The organism is Celeribacter baekdonensis B30, assembly GCF_000299875.1.
In the GTDB taxonomy this organism is placed as follows: domain Bacteria; phylum Pseudomonadota; class Alphaproteobacteria; order Rhodobacterales; family Rhodobacteraceae; genus Celeribacter; species Celeribacter baekdonensis_A.
Map to the genome: position 1 here is coordinate 293,946 of NZ_AMRK01000003.1, position 18,630 is coordinate 312,575.

Sequence of the window (18,630 nt, forward strand, 5' to 3'; positions counted from 1 at the left end):
TATCGACCATATTTCCTCCAAAAATCGGCATGTCCTCCCATATTTCACCCAGCACCCTTTCATTTCGGCACGATATCTCCCCAAAATCGGGTGAAACTCTCGGCAACCACATCGCAATCCAACAGGAGATATTTATGCGCATCGGTTGCCCGAAAGAGATTAAACCCCAAGAATTCCGTGTCGGCCTCACCCCCGACGCTACGGCCGAAGCCGTAGCACATGGCCATACCGTCTTGATCGAAACCGGCGCGGGGGTTGGCGCGGGGTTCACCGATGACGATTATATCGCAGCCGGAGCAGAGATTGCCCCCGACGCCACCTCTGTCTTTGAGCGCGCCGACATGATCGTCAAAGTCAAAGAGCCGCAGCCGGTCGAATGTGCTCTGCTGCGCGCCGGTCAAATCCTCTTCACCTATCTGCACCTCGCCCCCGACCCCGTCCAAACCAAGGCGCTTTTGGCCTCTGGCGCGACCTGCATCGCCTATGAAACCGTGACCGACGCCCGCGGCGGCTTGCCGCTTTTGGCACCGATGTCCGAAGTGGCGGGTCGTTTGGCGCCGCAAGTTGGCGCATGGACCCTGCAAAAGGCTAATGGCGGGCGCGGCGTTTTGATGGGCGGTGTGCCGGGCGTGGCGCCTGCGCGTGTGCTGGTCATCGGCGGCGGGGTTGTTGGCACCCACGCGGCGCGGATTGCGGCGGGCATGGGCGCGGATGTCACCGTGTTGGATCGCTCCCTGCCCCGGTTGCGGCAACTGGACGATCAATTCGGCGGCATGTTCAAAACCGGCTACGCCTCCAAAGCCGCAACCATGGAATTGGCCCGCGCGGCCGATATGATCGTCGGCGCGGTCCTCATCCCCGGTGCTGCCGCCCCCAAACTGATCTCCCGCGATGAGTTGAAAGAGCTCAAACCCGGTGCGGTTCTGGTCGATGTGGCGATTGACCAAGGTGGCTGTTTTGAAACCTCGCGTGCCACCACCCACCAAGACCCGATCTATGAGGTCGATGGGGTGATGCATTACTGCGTCGCCAATATGCCCGGCGCGGTCGCGCGCAGCTCGACGCTGGCGCTTGGCAATGCCACGATGCCCTTTGTGTTGGCCTTGGCCGACAAGGGCTGGAAAGAGGCCTGCCGCACTGATCCCCACCTTTTGAACGGGCTCAATGTCCATGCCGGCCAACTGACCTACGCCGCCGTTGGCACAGCTCTGGGCCTCAGCGCGGTGCCTGCCGAAAGCGTGCTGTAAGCCGTTCAAACCACCAAGGCCCGCCTGTCTTTGGACGGGTGGGCCGATCCCGGCGAACGTAAGGGGCTGCGATGGGCAAATGGGAGGCCATGGACACAGAAATCCTCTGGCGTGATCGTCGTCCGGGTTTGGCTGCGTTGCGTCTTCTGTCCAGATTTTGCCGACCTAACTGTTCATAGGTCTTACCGTCCATCAGTCTCGACGCTCCCTTGTGCCACTCAAGGAAAGCGCATGGGACACGTCGCAAAAGACCGCAAAAGGCAATCTATTCAAACCGGATCATACCTGTTCATTGGCGAGGGCGAACCGAAGCTGGCGAAACAGAAAACCACGCCAACATCATCGCCCTCCAATCAGTACGAGCCCCGCCCCGTTAGGCGCTCCGCCCGCTTGACTGGCCGGACGGCGCTGCACTTAGTTTACCCAAAAGGGTGAATTATGCGAGACAAAGGACCATCGGCGGACTAGGACAGAACGCTCATGGCGCTCGCCGATCCTATTCGGCGGCGCATATTGCACTTTCGCCCCGAACCGCTGTCTGAGGTTCAACAATGGATCACGTCTCAGCAAGCCTTCTGGGCGAACCGGCTTCAAGCCATTGACGATCTTTTGACGGCCGAAGATGCGGCAACCGAAATTCCACTTCCAAGGAGAAAACGCATGTCCAGAAAGATTGAATCGAAGACGGCCCATGAATTCAAGGCGTCGGCCGATCCGGTCAAGCGACAGCACAGTCTCGCCGCGCCAGAATCAGGTGGCATAGGCTGCATTTCAGCGCGCGTTGAACGCCGCGGCGCCTAGCGCCTGCGCGATCAGATAGGTCTTCCCGTTCATCTTCCGTCTCCTTGTCCGGGGTGTCAGGCTTGGGTAAGGTGGGCATCGCCTACCGTCGGGCCAGACAACCCATGTCGGACAACGCCGCCGCAATGGCTTGGTCAAGCGGCGTATGCGGCTCGACACCGAGCAGGTCCACGAGACGGTGATTGTCGAAGTGCATGGGATGTTTCCACACCGGCTCGATCTCAAGGGCTTCCTTTGGAAACCCGCCAAAGGGGGCGGCGAGACGCATCATCCACCAAGGGAAGGCGCGTTCCGGCACATCGCTGCCCACGGTCCGGCGAACCGCATCGCGCATCTGCGTGCCGGTCGCATCCCAATGACCCGCGAACTGCACTGTTTCAAAGGCACGCAATTGTTCGGGGATTGCCATAAGGCCGGCGAAGGTCGCCGCGAGATCGGGCAGATAAGCATAGGCATGGGGAACGCCCAACGCCAGGCTCGTGAATTTGCGCACCGGCTGTCCCGGCTGCACCATCGCCTGCGTGAACCAACTCGCCCGCGTTCCCGGGCCGAAGAAGTCGCCTGCGCGCACGATGAGCGAAGGGACCTCCGGGGCCGCGTCCGCCAGTTTCCGCTCTAGCGCGACACGGATTTTGCCCTTCGTGGTGCGCGCATTCTGCGGGCTGTTCTCATCAATCACGGTGGTGCGTGCCGGGTCGTAATTATAGACCGTGCCGGGCAGCACGATGCGGGCGCCGCCAGTCGCCCGGGCGGCTGAAAGCGTGTTGTCGATCATCGGCAGCACCAGCGACGACCAGTTGCGATAGCCCGGCGGATTGACGGCATGGACGATAGCCGCAACACCCTCTCCCAGCGTGGCCGCGCGAATGACGGACGCCACGTCCATCGCATCACCAGCGATGAACTGCGGTGTCGGACAATTATGCCGCCAGCCGGATGTGGCCGCTTCGGTGTTCCGACACAAGGCGCGGACCTGCCATCCCTCGCAGATGAGCCTGGCGGCGATAGCCCCGCCAACGCCGCCAGTGGCGCCAAGAACGAGAGCGGTCCGATCGGTCGCCCCGCGGCCTGCATTTGTAGAAACAGTCTGAACCATAAGTGATCTCCTTTGGATGAGGAGAGCTTCGGTTAAATTTGATTGTAAGAAAATTGCCAATTCTTTGCTAACTGCTTATAAGAAATTTATGAGCAAGACCGTAGATTGGAACGATCAGTGTGCCTTTCTGGCCGTGATGGAAACCGGCAGCCTGTCGGCTGCTGCACGTCGCTTGGGGCTGTCCCAACCGACCATGCGCGCGCGCATCGAGGGGCTTGAGGCTCTGCTTGGCGCGGCACTGTTCACCCGGTCGGTGCATGGGCTGATACCCACGCCGACCGCCAAGGCAATGGCCGCACCCGCCCGCGCAATGGCACATGCCTCAGAGGCCATGCTGCGCGCAGCTTCGGCGGATTCGACAATGGCGGCAGGCCGGGTTCGGCTCAGTGTCTCCGAATTCGTGGGGATCGAGGTTCTGCCGCCCATGCTCCGCAGCCTGCGCAACAAGTATCCACAACTCACCGTCGAATTCGAACTGAGTAATGCCAGCGCGGACCTGCTCGACCAGCAGGTCGATGTCGCGGTGCGGATGCATCCCCCGGAGCAATCCGCCCTTGTGACGAAAAAGGTGCCTTCGATCCCTCTCGGCTTCTTCGCGCATCGTGATTATCTGGAGGCCTATGGCCGTCCCGGCTCAAAGGCCGAGATCGGCAACCATCTGTTCATCGGACCGGATCGCAATCGCGGGGACTTGGCCGTTGCCGCGCTGATTGATGACCCGGCCCGCATTCGCTGGATTGCGCGGACGGACAGCCATCCAGCGCAGCTCGCACTCGCTCGCGCCGGCCTTGGCATTGCCGTCACGCAGATTTCCACGGCGGCGCGTTACCCTGAACTGGAACGCCTGTTGCCGGACATAGATCTTCCACAACTCCCGACATGGATCGTGGCGCACGAGAATCTGCGTCATCTACCGCGCGTCGCGGCACTCTTCGATCATCTGGTCGAGGCGTTTGAGGCCTATGGCAACCGCCCGCACATTCAGCAGTGACCTCCAATGCAGAGCGGCGAAAACTTCACCATTTTCCCGATGTCGCCGATATTTTCCACGGTTTCGCCGCCTGATTCAGCGTAAAGCCCGATCTTAGGAACTTATAACAGCATCATGATGCTCATTTTGTTGAGATCTCGCCCAATATTCGGTCACGCTTGATCTCGCGACGGTCGCGAGGCGGATGACGAAACGCACGCGCGTCGTGAGGGTCGGAGCACCAGACATGAGCTACGCCCCCCTTACGCGCGCCAAACCCCGCCTTGCCATACCCGAAAAACTTGACCGTTTTATAGACCCTGAATTTCATCCCAAGGTTTGCTTCCTTAGCGAGGCTAGGATGAACAGCAGAGTTGAATTTATCGCAAAGTGGGGAACGACCGGGAAAACGCGAACATAAATCCGCATAAACCCCTTTAAAAACAAGATGTTAACATAAATAAGTGGCGGAGGAGGTGTCCGCAATACATATCCGTCAATTATTTGATCTTATTGTGAAAATATTTTACCTGAAAATTTTATACCACAAAAAATACCACACGAGGTTTCGAAAAGGGGTCAAAATGCCCCTTCTCTATCCGCCGATAGCCTCAATCATTTGCGCGCGCATATCCATGTTGTCATCCTCTTTGACCACTTGCCGAAACACAGCCTTGCCCCCGCTTTGTCGCTGCCACAGTTCGCCGATGGTGACCTTGGCAATTTGTTCCGGGTCATTTTTCAAATGGTCGCCTTTGTACTCGACAACAAAAGTTCGGCCATCAACCAACTCCGCCACAAAATCAGGATAGAATTTTCCACCTGACAGAGGCAACCAAAAGGCGTTCGGATGTTTTGACACATTCCTGATCCAGTGTTTCACCTGAGGCAAGCTGTCCAAGGCAACAGCACACCGGAACTCTTCTCCATCGCCACCATCATCGCCCTTCCCATCGAAAGCGGGAATTTGGTTTGATCCGGTAAAGTGTTTCGGGAATGACTGACGCCCGCGATACATCCGCACCCCGGCAAACATGCCATCAAAGAACCGGAAACCGTTTTCAAAGCTGAGTTCCGGTTGCGCCTCAGGTGCAAACAGATTCATTTGAAAGCTCTTAGATCGCTCTTGGTCATAAATCGTTTCTAACTTTTTCTGCAAACACCGAGCTAAAACAAACTGGCACCGCATCAAAGCGGCCAGAGGTATCTTTCGCGTGTTGATAAGGTGCGACACAACAGCCGTGAGCCAACTTACAAGTTCGCCTTGCCCGATAAAACGATCCCGCACCTTTCGATCCAACCAAAGAACCAAACCGCGTTCGGTCCAGCCATCGACACCAATATCCAACATCAACTGTTCGGATTGATCCGAATACTCAACCTTGAGCTTGTCGCCATCCAGATCAATTTCAAACGTATCGGCCACCTGACGCACCGAAAATTCTCTCTCAGACAATTGGTGCGAATGATCTTTGAGCGCCCATTCGTGGTACTCAAAAAAGCGTTCATTGTCCGCAAACAAAAGATCGCCCTGAACATGCGCCATCAAACGGGGCGCAACAAATACCTCCCCGCGCTGGGCAGGTGAGGCCAAGAGTTTGTTTTCCTCTTTGAACCGCTCCAACCCTTCTTTGAACGCGCCGTGGTGCTTTTCCGGCATTTGCGCAAAGATCGCCTTTTCTTCAATCGGCGTGGGAAAATCTGTCACCGACACGCGCGCCATGCCCTCATCATCCGGTGCAACTTTGACCTTATTCGGCGCGGCAAGCTCAATTCCCTTCAGCTCTTCAACTGGCGCAGGAAGCGACACGGAGAAACTTGGGCGCGGCTTGGTTTGACGCCCGAACATTCCGTCCAGCAATTCGGGCTGGGCGTGTTCTATGTTGTCCTGAACTTCGCTTTCCTCGAACCCCATATCAACCAGACGATCCACAAGGCCGCGCACGGCGTCTTGGAAGGCCGGGGAGTTCAAACAGGCATAGGATTTGTTGAGCGCCGCCGCCGTGCGTTTTTTGGCGTAGGGCATGCGCAAGACACGGCCCAAAAGTTGCTCCGCAGCACCCGCCGAACTGATATTGGCGACCGAACAGAACACATAGGCGAACGAACAATCCCAGCCTTCTTTGAGCGCTTGTACCGTCACCACATATTCAATTGGACACGCCGGGTCTTTGAGGTCGATCCCGTCCAACTCGCGTTGGTTCCCGGTCACCACCGCAATCTGTTCGGGCGGAATGCCTTTGACCTCAACCAAGTGATCGCGCAACACATCAACAGTGACCTCTTGATCCTTGTTTTGCGCCTGAAATAACACGATAGGCCGGATATAATTTTCCGTATCCGTTGCCGCGATTTCGGCCAACTCTGCGCGCTTCAAAATCGCGCCATTAACCGCCGATTGCCAAGACGTGTGTTCTTCCAACACGACAGGCATTTTGATCATCTGTTCGTCTTTAAGCTCTTGCGCCGTGACAGAATGCAGGATGTTCGACCGATCCTTGGGGGTCGCGGTAAATTCGACAATCGCAGACGGGTTGATCCGTTGCTGCATTTCAAACGACAGTGACGTGACCGCGCTGTGCGCCTCATCCACGATCACAAGCGGGCGGTGCAGGTGCAACAGGTTCGCGAAAGAATAGCGGATTTCGCCTTTGCGCGACCCCTCCTCATTGCGTTCCAAACCCGGTGTGTTCGGCGACACCGTGCTAAAATGTGGCTCAAGAAACTCATTGTCCTGATAGACCTTGCGGCCATTGGTGTTGCTCACCTTAAGCGTTTGGATCGTGCCGACGAACACACATAGCTGCGCGCGCAAATCTTGTGGCGTCACTTGGGTAAAATCGGCAATATCAAACACCCGCACCCGGCCCTCAAACGTGTCATCCAAGGCCCGACGATACGCATGGCGCGTGTCTTTGAGCGCCTCAACCGTTTGCCGCCGGATCGTGTCAGAGGGTACAAGCCACACTGCCACCGGATATTCGCGTTCCAACCAATAATCGCGCGCAAGGCCGATGGAATGCGCCGCAAGCAAGGTCTTGCCGCCCCCCGTGGGCAAACGCAGACACACATAAGGCACCGCCTCAAGGCCCTTAATCGGCCTATAAACGCCGCCACGGCCCCGCAACCGCTTGGCTTGCTCTTCCTCTGTTGTGATCGCCTCAAAGGCCACTTTCGGGCCACGCACCCGCGCCTCTTTGAAATAGGTCGCAAGCGTGTCGATGGTCTGTTGTTGATATTTCTTAAGTTTCATCGCCGCGCCCTCACGTCATAGGGGGTCTGTTTGAATGTGATAGTCTCATCCGCCAAGGACGCCTCGGACAACACCGTGCGTTCGCCGTAGATCACCAGCGGGCCATCATAGCCCCCCGCCGCCTCACGGATCACTTTGAGCGTCTTGCGGTTCAATACGTTGCCGCCATTGATCGACTTGTCGCCAAGAATGCCATTGTACAAAAGCGCCACGCCCAGCGCGCGCCCTGCCCCCGCATCGCCAAACGCATGTGACCCAAGAAACGGCGTCACATCATTCGGCGCGGTCCACGGGGGGGTCCATGGTGCGCCAATCTCGGAAAACCAAATATGCGCGGCCAAGGTGGCAAAGCGAATGTCGGGTTGGATTTGGCCGGTTTCGTCAAACACCGGACTGCCCAGACGGAAAAAGCGAAAACCGCCGCCGCCCTGCCAGTTCTGCGCCTTGGAAATCCCGCCCTGTTCACCGTCCACCACCTTTTGCAGACGCGGGACGCAATGGGTCACGGCATGATCGCCCATTTCAATGCCGATATACCGGCGACCCATTTTTTGCGCCACGGCGGCGGTTGTGCCAGAGCCTAGGAAGGAGTCTAGAACGAGGTCGCCGGGGTTTGTGGCGATGGAAAGGACTTTTTTCAATAGAAGCTCCGGTTTAGGCGTACCGAATGGCGGGCCGCCTAATGCCCGTTGCTCCAACATTGCCATTTGGGTGTGGCCAGCATCATCATGCCCCCATACACTTCGCGGAATTACAGGTTTAGCCTCGCTTAAAAACTGCTTGATCCTAGGTGACTTAGATGTACCTGATTTTCCCCAATAAAAAAATCCACCGCGAAGCATTTCATCAGCTCTATCCTTTCCATATCGCCAAGTTAGGTTTTCAGGAGGATAGATTTCTTCGCCTGTGTTAGGATTTATAACCGCATAATACAGGTTTGGCCGCTCATGACGATTTTTGTTGCCGGTAAAGGTAATGCTATTCCATGGCCCCCTCACGTCGTCATCTGGATTGGTATAATGCTTGTTGTGTTTTTCTTCTCTCTCAAGTTTGTTTAAGTTGATAAACTCCATATTTTTAGAAAAAACATGAATGTAATCATGATCATTACTAAAATACTTTGCATCATTTGCCGGGGAAACTTTACGGCTCCATACAACGCCTTGCATAAAGTTTCTCCGTCCGAAAACTTCATCCAAAATAACCTTTAAATAGTGACCTTCCCGATCTTCAATATTTACCCAAATCGACCCATCCTCAGACAACAATTCGCGCAACAATTCCAACCGGGGCCACATCATCGCAAGCCATTTGGAGTGCTCTAGGTTGTCGTCATAATGCTCAAACGCCGATCCGGTGTTATAGGGCGGGTCGATATAGATGCATTTCACTTGGCCCGCATAGAACGGCAACAGGGATTTGAGCGCCTCAAGGTTGTCGCCTTGGATCATCATATTGCCGGTGTCGCGGTCGCCATAGCCCAAAGCGGGGTCTTCTTCTAACAGGCGGTAAGGCACCTTTTCCGCTGCCCGCACATCATCGTCCCGCGTCATCCATCGCAATGTTGGCATAAATTCCCACCCGTCCCAAGTCGCTCCCCGGCGCTGGGCCGGGACAATTCCGGGGGAGATTAGCGGGCGAACCCGTGAGGCACAAACGCCTTTCGGCTTACATCGCCATTTTGCCGATGATCTCCAATTGCCTATGCTCCGACACTGGCAAATAGGAATTGACCGTTGTGGCCAAGTTCTCATGGCCCAAGTTCATCGACCAGGCCTTGAGTTGTTCTAGGGAGGTGCAAACCTCGTCGCCATGTTTGACCAGTGTTTTGCGGAAACTGTGCGGGGTGAACGCGGGCATTTGGACCACGGCGAACGCGGTGCGGATGATCTCGTTTAGCTTGGCGGAACCGCTATAGCCCACCCTGTCCAGCCCGACATTGACCAAGCCCTGCCCCTCCACATAGGCGATTTTGGCCTTGGGAAAGAGCGCATCCGTCGGGCCGAACAGTTTTTCGGATTTCAGATATGTGACCCACGCCGCAAAGCAATCGCGATAGGCGGGACCGACCGGGAAAAACTGACACCGGAATGTGTTGGCAAATTTGGTGTTCACGTCCCGCCCGTCTTGGAACACTTGCCCGGTCTCGACATTGACGTGTTTGAGTTTCAAAGACGCCACCGCCCCATCGCGCGCGCCGGTCAACATGAAAAAGGCAAAAAGCGCCTTGTCGCGTTTCTCGAACTCTGTGCCGTTTGGCATCGCCTGAAAGGCATGGGCGCATTGCTGCATCGACGGATAGGGAATGTCGCGTTTGGCGTGGGCGACACGGGCGGCTTTCATCGTGTTGTTGAAATATTCCACATCGGCATAGGTCACGGCCTTTTTGTAGCCCGGTTGACTGGCCAGCCAGTGAAAGAACGCCTGAACCAAACGCAGGGTTGCATCCACCGTACTAACGCCCAACGGCTTGCCGTTCCGCGTGTTCTTGGCCCGTGCAAGGTGATCTTTGAAACCAGACGCTTGCAGCCGGTGGAATTTTTTAAACGGCTTGCCATTGGTGCTTTGCTCAAAACGCCAAATCGCGGCCAGCGCCTTGTCGATGGATTTTTGATCCTGCCCTTTGGCATCGCGCAAATAGAGCGCATAGGCCCATTTGATCCGTTCGTTGTCTTCAATCCGCTTTGCCATGTGATTGCTCCTTGGAATGGCCAGTTTTGGTGAGATTCAGAGCCATATTCGCGACGTGTTGTGCGGGTCTCCGAAAGTGATGGTTCACGCTAGGTTTGAAAGGTTCTCTTAGGCTCACCGGCTATTGCAGAACGTCACCGACAGGATGTGCGAGAGAGCATCGACTTGCGCCCGGCTCGCGAACTTGGTGCAAGCCCCCTCACAGGTCGCGCAGAGCGTCGAGAGAACGCCCCTTTCTGATGTGAAGGGCGTGTAATCAACCATACCGCCATAGGCCGCGACAGGCCCGCCACAGCGCATGCAGCGGAACTGTTCAAGCGTGAGGGTGAGCTTGGATTTGGTGGAGCGCCGATCCAGAAACGCCTTTAGCTCTGCACCGATGATCAAATGCGGGACTTTGGACGTTAGGACAGGAAGGCCCTCCCTACGCCACCCCCGCACCGTTTGGAGCGACACGCCCAGCGCCATTGCGGCCTGATCATAGGTGTATTGGCGGTGAATTTTGACCCGGCGCGACGTGACGCGCTTGGTCATCAGTTCTGACCACCCGCGACAGGCTCAACCCGGTTCGCTTCGGCCCAAGAGTTGAGGTCCGCGCCACGATAGATAATCTTGCGGCCCAGCCGGTAAAATGCCGGCCCCATGCCCTTGTGACGCCATTGTGCCAGCTTGTCGCGGTCGCCAATGATCTCAAGTTCGGGATCGCCAAGGACGTAGTTTCGGTTTTGTTCGAATAGGTTTGTCATGTATCACCTGTTTTTTATTTTTATCGGTGATGCCCAATATTCACAAAATTTCAAAACCGCGAATAGGCTAAATGCATATTTTCCAAATTGGAAATTTAACTTAAAACACCTTGACTTACTTAAACAAAATTTTCTGATCGAACGCGCCTTTCGCCCAAAGCTCAGCAATATATTTCCTGAGCGTGTCTTTCGACAAACCATTTAGAGGCCGTATTTTCCAAAATACATTGTAAGCGTTTTTTTCGAAAGGCGTGCGCTTTGCAGGGTTTTTAAAATAGGCATCTGCATAGAATTCACTTATTATGCTCACATAACTCTCAACTACTTCTGCGGCTCGAGTGTCGTTGCGCATTAAATCAAGCCGCCTCGGATAAACTTTTTCGCAAAGAACAAAGCGCAAAGCTTGCAAAACGGAGTCATGCTTGCCCATTTAAACTCCGGTGAGTTGCAAACCCGGACCAACGCTCCATCAACACCCGCCGCTTATCCAGCAAATCAGATCGCGCATAGGCCCGCTCTACATCTGACCCCACCTTATGTGCCAAACTCATTTCAGCAACCTCACGCGGCGCATTGGCGACCTCTGAGGCCCAATCTCGGAAGGTGGAGCGGAACCCGTGAACGGTCACGCCCTCGACACCCATGCGGCGCAAGAGCATCAACATGGCCATGTTTGAGAGCGGCCTGTGCCGTTTCTGACCTTCAAACACATATTCGGACTGCATTGCTTTCAGCGGCTCAAGGATTGCCAGCATTTCATCACTCAGAGGCACCCGGTGATCATCGCCGGTTTTCATGCGTACCGCCGGACAGGTCCACAAGCGCGCGATAAAATCCAATTCATCCCAGCGCATCCCAAGAACCTCCCCCGTGCGTGAGCCGGTCAAACAGGTGAACATCAACGCTTTCGCCGCCATCGCATCGCGTCCGAACAAATCGGCATAGAAGTTTGGTACATCCTGCCACCGCATCGCATTGTGATGTTTGGCCTTTTTGACCACCTTCGGCAAAACGCCCGCGTCTTTGATCGCGGTCACCGGGTTTTCACCGGATCGAAAGCCTTTCGACTTCGCCACATCCAACACCACCTTGAGGCGCTGAGCCAAACGCCGGGCGGTTTCATGCTTTTCCGTCCAGATAGGCGACAAGCACATCAGGATTTCAGGCTGATCAATACTATCGACTGGCATGCGCCCGATCTTGGGAAAGGCATAATCGCGCAAGGTGTTGATCCACTGTTGCCCGTGCTTGGCGTTTTTCCACGTCGGCATGCGGTCGATGTGAACCTGTTGGGCGATTTCTTCAAATGTCGGAATGTCGCGGGATGCGTTGAAACGCGGATTCAAGCCCTGTTTGGCCATGCGCCGATATTCCAAAGCCCGATCCCGCGCTTGGTGCAACGTGACCACATCGGCACCGCCAAGGCCAAAGTCCGTTCTCAGGGGCGCGCCTTTGCGATTTTTCTGCCCCTTGACCGTCACGCGCACAATCCACCGCCGTGCGCCGCCGGGATCGACCACCAGATAAAGCCCGTTGCCATCGCCGTGCCGCCCCGGCCCTAGGTTCTCCACCAGTTTTTTCGTGAGCTTGCCAGCCAGCGCCGCCATAAATCATACCACACTTTATACCACTCAAGGAAAGCATATGGGACAAATCGAAAGAAATCCAACAAAAAGGAAACTCCACATAACCGCATGATAAACAAATAAAAAGGCCGCTCAAGGCGACCTGTTCAAAGCGGATAAAACTGTTCAGTGGCGGAGGAGGTGGGATTCGAACCCACGGTACGCTTTCACGCACGCCGGTTTTCAAGACCGGTGCATTCGACCACTCTGCCACTCCTCCTAGAGCCGTAAAGCGGGTTCGGACAGGATTAGCCTCCCTGTTTTGATTCTAAAACCCATGACATTCACTTCTTTACCTTTCCTCCGCCGATTTTCGCCCAACACCGCACGCGGGGCTTTCCAGTTTGGGGCTCTGAGGTTAGACTGCACACAATCTATGTGCGCCCCTGCCGTGTCAGGCCGGAAGAGCACATTGAAACTGAGCAGAACTGATCAGAGCAAATAAGACCCGTGCCGCAACAGGCACGCATAAGGGATCACGGGGCAACAACATGGGCAATATCATGGGCAATTCCATGCGCGCAGGGCACGCAGAGGCCGGGCAAACCGCACAGGCCGACCGCTACATCACATCCAAAGGCAGTTTCTCACGCACATTGCGTCTGGCTTTGTTGGTCTCCTCCGCCCTTGCCCTTGCGGCCTGTCAAGACGGGCAAAGTTTTTTCGAAAGCTTGAAAGCGCCGGCAAACGGCCCCGCGCCCGCCTCGACGTCGACCAAATTGGTTGAGCGCGACGTCGAAGCGCCCGATGTGTTTCAGGTCACCGACAAGGGCCTTTGGGACGGGCGCCCGTCGCTCGGCGGGGTTTGGGTGGCCCATGCCAAGGTCACAGACCCCGAACGCGTGATCATTCGCAACACCGAAAATGGCAAATTCGTCATCGGCGCGCTGTTCAAACGCGAAGTCACCTCCCCCGGCCCCGGCGTTCAGGTCTCGTCTGATGCGGCCGACGCGCTTGGCATGTTGGCGGGATCTCCGGCCGAGTTGAACATCACCGCGTTGCGGCGCGAAGAAGTGGCCCCAGAGCCGGAAACCGTGGCGACCATCGCCGAAGCGGAAGCCATCGCGGCGGCCCCCTTGGATGACCCCATCGCCGACGTCGCCGCCACTTTGGACGCGATCGACGCGCCCGTCCCAGCTCCCGTTGCCACCGCAAAACCACCCGCGCCCAAAGCTGCGGCAACGACGATGGACAAACCCTATTTGCAAATTGGAATTTTCTCGGTCGAGGCCAATGCCGAACGCACCGTTCAAATGCTCGCCTCGCAAGGGCTTGTCGCGACCGTCAAACCCGGCGATTCCAACGGCAAATCCTTCTGGCGCGTTGTGGTCGGCCCGGCGTCTTCCGCCTCCGAACGCGACGCTCTTCTCGAAAAAGTGAAAAAAGCGGGCTTCACGGATGCCTATTCTGTGACCCATTAAGGGCCTGTTCCAAGCCCGAACCCCGAGAGGCCGATGGGGGCCGCCGCACCGATGGCCCTTGTTCGTCCCCTCTGGCCATAAGACCAAGGATTGATACCTCTCCATGTTCCGCACGCTACCTCAAACCACGTTTCGCCGCATCTTTCGTCGCTTTACCCAAAGCCTCGTTGTCTGCCTCACCCTGACGGGTGCCGCTACGCCCGCCGCCGCCTTTGAAACGCGGGCGGGGGCGGCCTGGGTCTATGATTTGACCAGCGAAACGCTGTTGATGGACAAAAACTCCCAAACCCCGCTGCCGCCGGCGTCGATGTCAAAACTGATGACGCTTAACATGTTATTTGAGGCCCTGCGTGATGGTCGGGTGACATTGGACACTCAGTTTTCTGTCTCAACCCGGGCCAAAAGCATTGGCGGCTCCACCATGTTTCTCAACGAAACCGATCGTCCCAGTGTCGAAGACCTGATCCAGGGCATCATCGTGCTGTCGGGCAACGACGCCTGTGTCGTGGTGGCAGAGGGGCTTGGCGGTACCGAGGACAATTTCGCCCGCCTGATGAATGACCGCGCCAAGGCGCTTGGCATGAACAATTCGACCTTTGCCAATGCCTCCGGCTGGCCCAACCCAAATCAACGGATGTCAATGCAGGATCTGGGTACGCTGGCGATCCGCTTGATCACCGAATTTCCGGAATATTACGGCTATTTTGGTCAGTTGGAATTCCCCTATGACAACCGCGCGCCGCAAAACCGACACAACCGCAACCCGCTGTTGAAACTTGGCATTGGTGCAGACGGGCTGAAAACCGGCCACACCGAGGAGGCCGGATATGGTCTGGTCGGCTCGGCCACGCAAGGTACACGCCGGGTGGTGTTTGTGCTCTCGGGGCTCGACTCGATGGCGGATCGGGCGCAGGAATCTGAGCGTGTCGTCAACTGGGCCTTTCGCCAATTCGCCGAAAAACCCATTGCCGAAAAGGGCCATGAATTTGCCAAGGCGCAGGTCTGGATGGGTGATGACACCGAGGTCGGTTTGGTCGCGGGCGAAGATATTTCGGTGCTCCTGCCCGGCTCCCAACTTGAGGACGGCAGCGCAAAGGTGGTCTACACTGGCCCATTTGAGGCCCCGATCACCCAAGGCGATGTTTTGGCCGAGCTGGTGATCGCACGCCAGGACCTGCCCGAAGCGCGCATTCCCTTGATCGCAGACCGCTCCATCGCGCGCGGCGGGTTGGTCCCGCGCTTGCGCACCGCCTTCGTGGTGCTTAAGGACAAGTTGGAGGGACAAACGGGATTGGCCGTGTCCGAATAGACGAACCAACACCGACAGGAGCGCCATGTTCATCAGTTTCGAGGGCATCGACGGGTCCGGCAAGTCCACCCAAGCCCGGCTTTTGGCCGAGACTCTGCGCGCGGCGGGCTTTGACGTGATCCACACCCGCGAACCGGGCGGCTCCAAAGGTGCCGAAGAAATCCGCGCGCTGGTGCTCGAAGGCGACCCGGATCGTTGGTCGGCGGAGACCGAAATTTTGCTCTTCACCGCGGCGCGCCGCGATCACATGGAAAAAACCATCCTCCCCGCGCTGAACGCCGGACAGGTGGTGATCTGTGATCGCTTCGCCGATTCCACCCGCGTGTTCCAAGGCGTCACCCGTGGCGATCTTCAGGCCAAGGTCAACCGTTTGCATGACGAGATGATCGGGATCGAACCGGACATGACCCTGTTGTTTGATATGGACCCCGCCCTTGGATTGGCCCGTGCCAAGGGCCGCCAAACCGTCGAAGAGCGGTTTGAAGATTTCGGTCAGGATTTTCAGGAAAAATGCCGCGCCGCGTTTTTGGCACTGGCGCAGACCTACCCACGCTTCACCGTGATTGACGCCGGACGCGACATTGACGTGGTGGCGCGCGAGGTGGCCGATCTGGTCACCACCCGCCTGAGCGCAGGCACGCCACAACAGGCCCAGCCATGAGAGCCCCCGTTGGCGAGATCGAAGAACTGCCCGAGGCCGATTGCGCCCCCGGAGCGCCGCATCCGCGCAAAACCACGACGCTGTTTGGTCAAGCCCATGCCGAGGCCGCTTTCCTTGAGGCTTTCACCTCGCATCGCCTGCATCACGCCTGGCTGATCACCGGCCCGCGCGGCGTCGGCAAGGCCACGCTCGCATGGCGCATTGCCCGGTTTTTGCTGTCTCAACCGGTTGAGGGCCAAGACGGGCATACCGGAGAGGGGGCGGGTCTTTTTGGCGAGGCCCCGCCTGTCCCCACCCATCTCGACATCGGCCATGACAACCCGATCTATCGCCGCTCGGCACAATTGGCTGAACCGCGTCTGTGCCTGATCCGGCGCACCTGGGATGAGAAGAAAAACAAATTCGGCGCCGGGATTTCCGTCGATGAAGTCCGTAAGCTCAATGGGTTTTTCCAAATGTCGGCCGCCGACGGCGGGCGCCGCGTGGTGATTGTCGACAGCGCCGATGAGATGAACGTCTCCGCCGCCAACGCCCTGCTCAAGACCTTGGAAGAGCCGCCGAAACATTCCACGCTTTTGCTGATTTCGCATCAACCGACCCGGCTTTTGCCGACCATCCGCTCGCGTTGTCGCGAATTGCGTCTTGGCCCGCTTGTGCCTGATGATTTGGCCCGCGCTCTTGACGCGGCGGGCTTTGACGGCGCAGAGCAGTCAGACGCATTGGCTGAACTGTCAGCCGGATCAGTTGGGGAGGCGCTGCGCTTGACGAATTTGGACGGATTGGCCGCCTATCGCGATGTGGTGGCGCTGTTTGCCACCCTGCCCCAGTTGGATCGGGGCCGGGCGTTGAAATTGGCCGAGGCCTGTGTCGGTCCGGCCAATGTGGACCGTTACGAATTGACCCTTGGGTTGATGGATCGGTTTTTGACCCGTCTGGCCCGCACCGGAGCCGGACGTCCGCCGATTGTCGAGGCCGCCCCCGGTGAGGCCGATGTGATGCGTCGCTTGGCCCCCGATGGCTTTGCTGCCCGCGATTGGGCGGTGTTACAACAAGAGCTTTCGGCCCGCGCCGCCCATGCCAAGGCCGTCAACCTTGACCCCGCCGCCTTGATCCTAGATATGGTATTCAAGATCAATGACACGGCCACCCGGATCGCTGGATAAGGCGGTTGCGCAGGGCGCGGCCAGACAGATTTAGAGCAGCCCCATGACCACGCCTCCCCTCATCACTGACAGCCATTGCCACATTGATTTCCCTGACTTTGCCGAGGAATTGCCCGCGGTGATCGCCCGCGCGATGGACGCAGGCGTGCACCGGATGGTGACGATCTGCACCAAGCTGAAAAACGTCGACCAAGTCAAAGCCATCTCCGAGGCCTATGCGCCGGTGTTTTGGGCGGCGGGCACCCATCCGATGTCCGTGGCCGAGGAACCGATGGTGACGGTTGAGGACTTGGTGGCACTGGCGCAGCACCCGAAATTTGTCGCCATTGGCGAAACAGGTCTGGATTATCATTACACCGCCGAAAGCGCCGAGGTGCAAAAGCACAGTCTGCGCCTGCATATCGAGGCGGCGCGCCAGACCCAATTGCCGCTGATCATCCATGCCCGTGGCGCGGATGAGGACATGGCGCAACTGTTGACCGAAGAATACAAGATCGGCGCTTATCCCTGCGTCATGCATTGTTTTTCCTCCTCGCGTGCCTTGGCGGAGGCGGCGCTTGCGTTGAACTGTTACCTGTCGATGTCGGGGATCACGGCGTTTCCGAAATCCGGTGAGCTCCGCGACATTTTCCGTGACGTGCCAAAAGACCGCATTCTGGTCGAAACCGACAGCCCCTATCTGGCCCCGCCGCCGCATCGCGGACGGCGCAATGAACCGGCCTACACCGCCAAAACCGCCGCCATCGCCGCCGAGACCTTTGGCATGGACTACGCCGCGTTTGCCGCCCTCACCGAGGCCAATTTCGAACGCCTGTTCACCAAGGCCGTGCTCCCCGAGGGTCCGAAATGAGCGCCCGTTTTACCATTTTAGGCTGTGGCTCTTCGGGCGGTGTGCCGCGCATTGGCGGGATTTGGGGCGATTGCGATCCGAACAACCCCAAAAACCGCCGGATGCGCTGTTCGGCTTTGGTCGAACGGGACGGCCCCGGCGGCACCACCACCGTGTTGATCGACACTTCGCCCGACATGCGCGAACAGTTGTTAATGGCGGGCACAGCGCGGCTCGATGGGGTGATTTACACCCATCCCCATGCCGATCACGTCCATGGTCTCGATGACCTGCGCCAGATCGTGTTCAACATGCGCGAGCGGGTCAAAGTCTGGGCCGACAGTGAGACGGAAAACGATCTGATCTCACGCTTTGGCTATGCCTTTGTGCAGCCCGAGGACTCGAATTATCCGCCGATTTTGGACCTTCATGCCATTCGCGGCCCGGTGACCATCGACGGTCCCGGCGGGCCGATCACCTTTACACCGATCCCGGTCAATCACGGTCAGATCGACGCCCTTGGCTTTCGCATCGGCGATCTGGCCTATATCCCAGATGTGCTCACGATCCATGAGGCAAGTTGGCCCCTGCTCAACGGGCTTGATACCTTTGTGATCGACGCGCTGCGCTATAAACCACATCCGTCCCATGCCCATTTGGCGCTCACATTGGACTGGATCGACCGCCTTGCCCCCCGCCGTTCCGTGTTGACCAATATGCATGTCGACATTGATCACGATACGGTCGACGCCGAGACCGCCGATCATATCACCCCGGCCCATGATGGCATGGTCTTGCCCATCACGGGCGCGATCTGA

At 57.4% G+C, this 18,630-nt stretch carries 17 protein-coding genes and 1 tRNA gene; 9 read left to right on the forward strand and 9 right to left on the reverse strand.

The features are described from left to right. Positions 1-134 precede the first annotated feature (134 nt). Both ald and B30_RS22350 read left to right on the forward strand, forming a co-directional pair. Positions 135-1,247 (forward strand): alanine dehydrogenase, encoded by a 1,113-nt coding sequence (ald, locus tag B30_RS07300; RefSeq protein ID WP_009571402.1) that lies wholly within the window; start codon positions 135-137, stop codon positions 1,245-1,247. Positions 1,248-1,727: 480 nt separating this feature from the next. Further along, positions 1,728-2,048, forward strand: a complete 321-nt coding sequence (locus B30_RS22350; protein WP_009571403.1) for a hypothetical protein — start codon at positions 1,728-1,730, stop codon at positions 2,046-2,048. An 82-nt stretch (positions 2,049-2,130) separates the two neighbouring features. Here the strand turns inward: B30_RS22350 and B30_RS07310 are convergent, their stop codons facing one another. Then, entirely contained in the window at positions 2,131-3,144 is a 1,014-nt protein-coding gene (locus tag B30_RS07310) for an NAD(P)H-binding protein (protein WP_009571404.1), read from the reverse strand. Between the two features lie 88 nt (positions 3,145-3,232). Between B30_RS07310 and B30_RS07315 the strand changes: the two genes are divergently transcribed. After that, positions 3,233-4,135, forward strand: a complete 903-nt coding sequence (locus B30_RS07315; protein WP_009571405.1) for a LysR family transcriptional regulator — start codon at positions 3,233-3,235, stop codon at positions 4,133-4,135. A 574-nt stretch (positions 4,136-4,709) separates the two neighbouring features. On the opposite strand, the gene B30_RS07325 is transcribed toward B30_RS07315, so the two are convergent. The 8 genes from B30_RS07325 to B30_RS07360 form a co-directional block, all read right to left on the reverse strand. Beyond that, complete coding sequence (locus B30_RS07325) at positions 4,710-7,367, reverse strand: DEAD/DEAH box helicase (protein ID WP_009571407.1); 2,658 nt, start codon at positions 7,365-7,367, stop codon at positions 4,710-4,712. Further along, positions 7,364-8,938, reverse strand: coding sequence for a site-specific DNA-methyltransferase (locus B30_RS07330; RefSeq protein WP_009571408.1), 1,575 nt, complete (start codon positions 8,936-8,938; stop codon positions 7,364-7,366). Before B30_RS07330 ends, B30_RS07325 begins: the two co-directional genes overlap by 4 nt. Before the next feature lie 97 nt (positions 8,939-9,035). Then, positions 9,036-10,058, reverse strand: a complete 1,023-nt coding sequence (locus B30_RS07335) for a site-specific integrase (RefSeq protein WP_009571409.1) — start codon at positions 10,056-10,058, stop codon at positions 9,036-9,038. A 114-nt stretch (positions 10,059-10,172) separates the two neighbouring features. Next, positions 10,173-10,592 carry a helix-turn-helix domain-containing protein gene (locus tag B30_RS07340; protein ID WP_009571410.1) on the reverse strand — a complete coding sequence of 140 codons (420 nt, stop codon included), beginning with the start codon at positions 10,590-10,592 and terminating at the stop codon, positions 10,173-10,175. Next, positions 10,592-10,804, reverse strand: a complete 213-nt coding sequence (locus B30_RS07345) for a MerR family transcriptional regulator (protein WP_009571411.1) — start codon at positions 10,802-10,804, stop codon at positions 10,592-10,594. Before B30_RS07345 ends, B30_RS07340 begins: the two co-directional genes overlap by 1 nt. Before the next feature lie 115 nt (positions 10,805-10,919). Further along, positions 10,920-11,234 (reverse strand): hypothetical protein, encoded by a 315-nt coding sequence (locus tag B30_RS07350; protein WP_009571412.1) that lies wholly within the window; start codon positions 11,232-11,234, stop codon positions 10,920-10,922. Continuing rightward, positions 11,221-12,411: a tyrosine-type recombinase/integrase gene (locus B30_RS07355; protein WP_009571413.1), complete on the reverse strand. Its 1,191-nt coding sequence runs from the start codon at positions 12,409-12,411 to the stop codon at positions 11,221-11,223. The genes B30_RS07350 and B30_RS07355 overlap by 14 nt, the downstream gene beginning before the upstream one ends. 148 nt (positions 12,412-12,559) lie before the next feature. Next, positions 12,560-12,649 (reverse strand) — tRNA-Ser (locus B30_RS07360). A gap of 271 nt (positions 12,650-12,920) precedes the next feature. On the opposite strand from B30_RS07360, the gene B30_RS07365 reads away from it, so the two are divergent. The 6 genes from B30_RS07365 to B30_RS07390 all read left to right on the forward strand — a co-directional run bounded on the left by B30_RS07365 (position 12,921) and on the right by B30_RS07390 (position 18,630). Continuing rightward, positions 12,921-13,850, forward strand: a complete 930-nt coding sequence (locus tag B30_RS07365; protein ID WP_009571414.1) for an SPOR domain-containing protein — start codon at positions 12,921-12,923, stop codon at positions 13,848-13,850. 103 nt (positions 13,851-13,953) lie between these two features. Further along, positions 13,954-15,159, forward strand: a complete 1,206-nt coding sequence (locus B30_RS07370; protein ID WP_009571415.1) for a D-alanyl-D-alanine carboxypeptidase family protein — start codon at positions 13,954-13,956, stop codon at positions 15,157-15,159. A 25-nt stretch (positions 15,160-15,184) separates the two neighbouring features. Further along, positions 15,185-15,820, forward strand: a complete 636-nt coding sequence (tmk, locus tag B30_RS07375; protein ID WP_009571416.1) for a dTMP kinase — start codon at positions 15,185-15,187, stop codon at positions 15,818-15,820. Beyond that, positions 15,817-16,983 (forward strand): DNA polymerase III subunit delta', encoded by a 1,167-nt coding sequence (locus tag B30_RS07380; protein WP_009571417.1) that lies wholly within the window; start codon positions 15,817-15,819, stop codon positions 16,981-16,983. The genes tmk and B30_RS07380 overlap by 4 nt, the downstream gene beginning before the upstream one ends. A 43-nt stretch (positions 16,984-17,026) precedes the next feature. After that, complete coding sequence (locus B30_RS07385) at positions 17,027-17,833, forward strand: TatD family hydrolase (RefSeq protein WP_009571418.1); 807 nt, start codon at positions 17,027-17,029, stop codon at positions 17,831-17,833. After that, positions 17,830-18,630, forward strand: a complete 801-nt coding sequence (locus tag B30_RS07390) for an MBL fold metallo-hydrolase (RefSeq protein WP_009571419.1) — start codon at positions 17,830-17,832, stop codon at positions 18,628-18,630. The genes B30_RS07385 and B30_RS07390 overlap by 4 nt, the downstream gene beginning before the upstream one ends.

Excerpts from the sequence above, each read along its gene's own strand:
- ald (WP_009571402.1), top strand. The coding sequence starts at position 135 with ATGCGCATCGGTTGCCCGAAAGAGATTAAACCCCAAGAATTCCGTGTC.
- B30_RS22350 (WP_009571403.1), top strand. The coding sequence starts at position 1,728 with ATGGCGCTCGCCGATCCTATTCGGCGGCGCATATTGCACTTTCGCCCC.
- B30_RS07310 (WP_009571404.1), bottom strand. The coding sequence starts at position 3,144 with ATGGTTCAGACTGTTTCTACAAATGCAGGCCGCGGGGCGACCGATCGG.
- B30_RS07315 (WP_009571405.1), top strand. The coding sequence starts at position 3,233 with ATGAGCAAGACCGTAGATTGGAACGATCAGTGTGCCTTTCTGGCCGTG.
- B30_RS07325 (WP_009571407.1), bottom strand. The coding sequence starts at position 7,367 with ATGAAACTTAAGAAATATCAACAACAGACCATCGACACGCTTGCGACC.
- B30_RS07330 (WP_009571408.1), bottom strand. The coding sequence starts at position 8,938 with ATGCCAACATTGCGATGGATGACGCGGGACGATGATGTGCGGGCAGCG.
- B30_RS07335 (WP_009571409.1), bottom strand. The coding sequence starts at position 10,058 with ATGGCAAAGCGGATTGAAGACAACGAACGGATCAAATGGGCCTATGCG.
- B30_RS07340 (WP_009571410.1), bottom strand. The coding sequence starts at position 10,592 with ATGACCAAGCGCGTCACGTCGCGCCGGGTCAAAATTCACCGCCAATAC.
- B30_RS07345 (WP_009571411.1), bottom strand. The coding sequence starts at position 10,804 with ATGACAAACCTATTCGAACAAAACCGAAACTACGTCCTTGGCGATCCC.
- B30_RS07350 (WP_009571412.1), bottom strand. The coding sequence starts at position 11,234 with ATGGGCAAGCATGACTCCGTTTTGCAAGCTTTGCGCTTTGTTCTTTGC.
- B30_RS07355 (WP_009571413.1), bottom strand. The coding sequence starts at position 12,411 with ATGGCGGCGCTGGCTGGCAAGCTCACGAAAAAACTGGTGGAGAACCTA.
- B30_RS07365 (WP_009571414.1), top strand. The coding sequence starts at position 12,921 with ATGGGCAATATCATGGGCAATTCCATGCGCGCAGGGCACGCAGAGGCC.
- B30_RS07370 (WP_009571415.1), top strand. The coding sequence starts at position 13,954 with ATGTTCCGCACGCTACCTCAAACCACGTTTCGCCGCATCTTTCGTCGC.
- tmk (WP_009571416.1), top strand. The coding sequence starts at position 15,185 with ATGTTCATCAGTTTCGAGGGCATCGACGGGTCCGGCAAGTCCACCCAA.
- B30_RS07380 (WP_009571417.1), top strand. The coding sequence starts at position 15,817 with ATGAGAGCCCCCGTTGGCGAGATCGAAGAACTGCCCGAGGCCGATTGC.
- B30_RS07385 (WP_009571418.1), top strand. The coding sequence starts at position 17,027 with ATGACCACGCCTCCCCTCATCACTGACAGCCATTGCCACATTGATTTC.
- B30_RS07390 (WP_009571419.1), top strand. The coding sequence starts at position 17,830 with ATGAGCGCCCGTTTTACCATTTTAGGCTGTGGCTCTTCGGGCGGTGTG.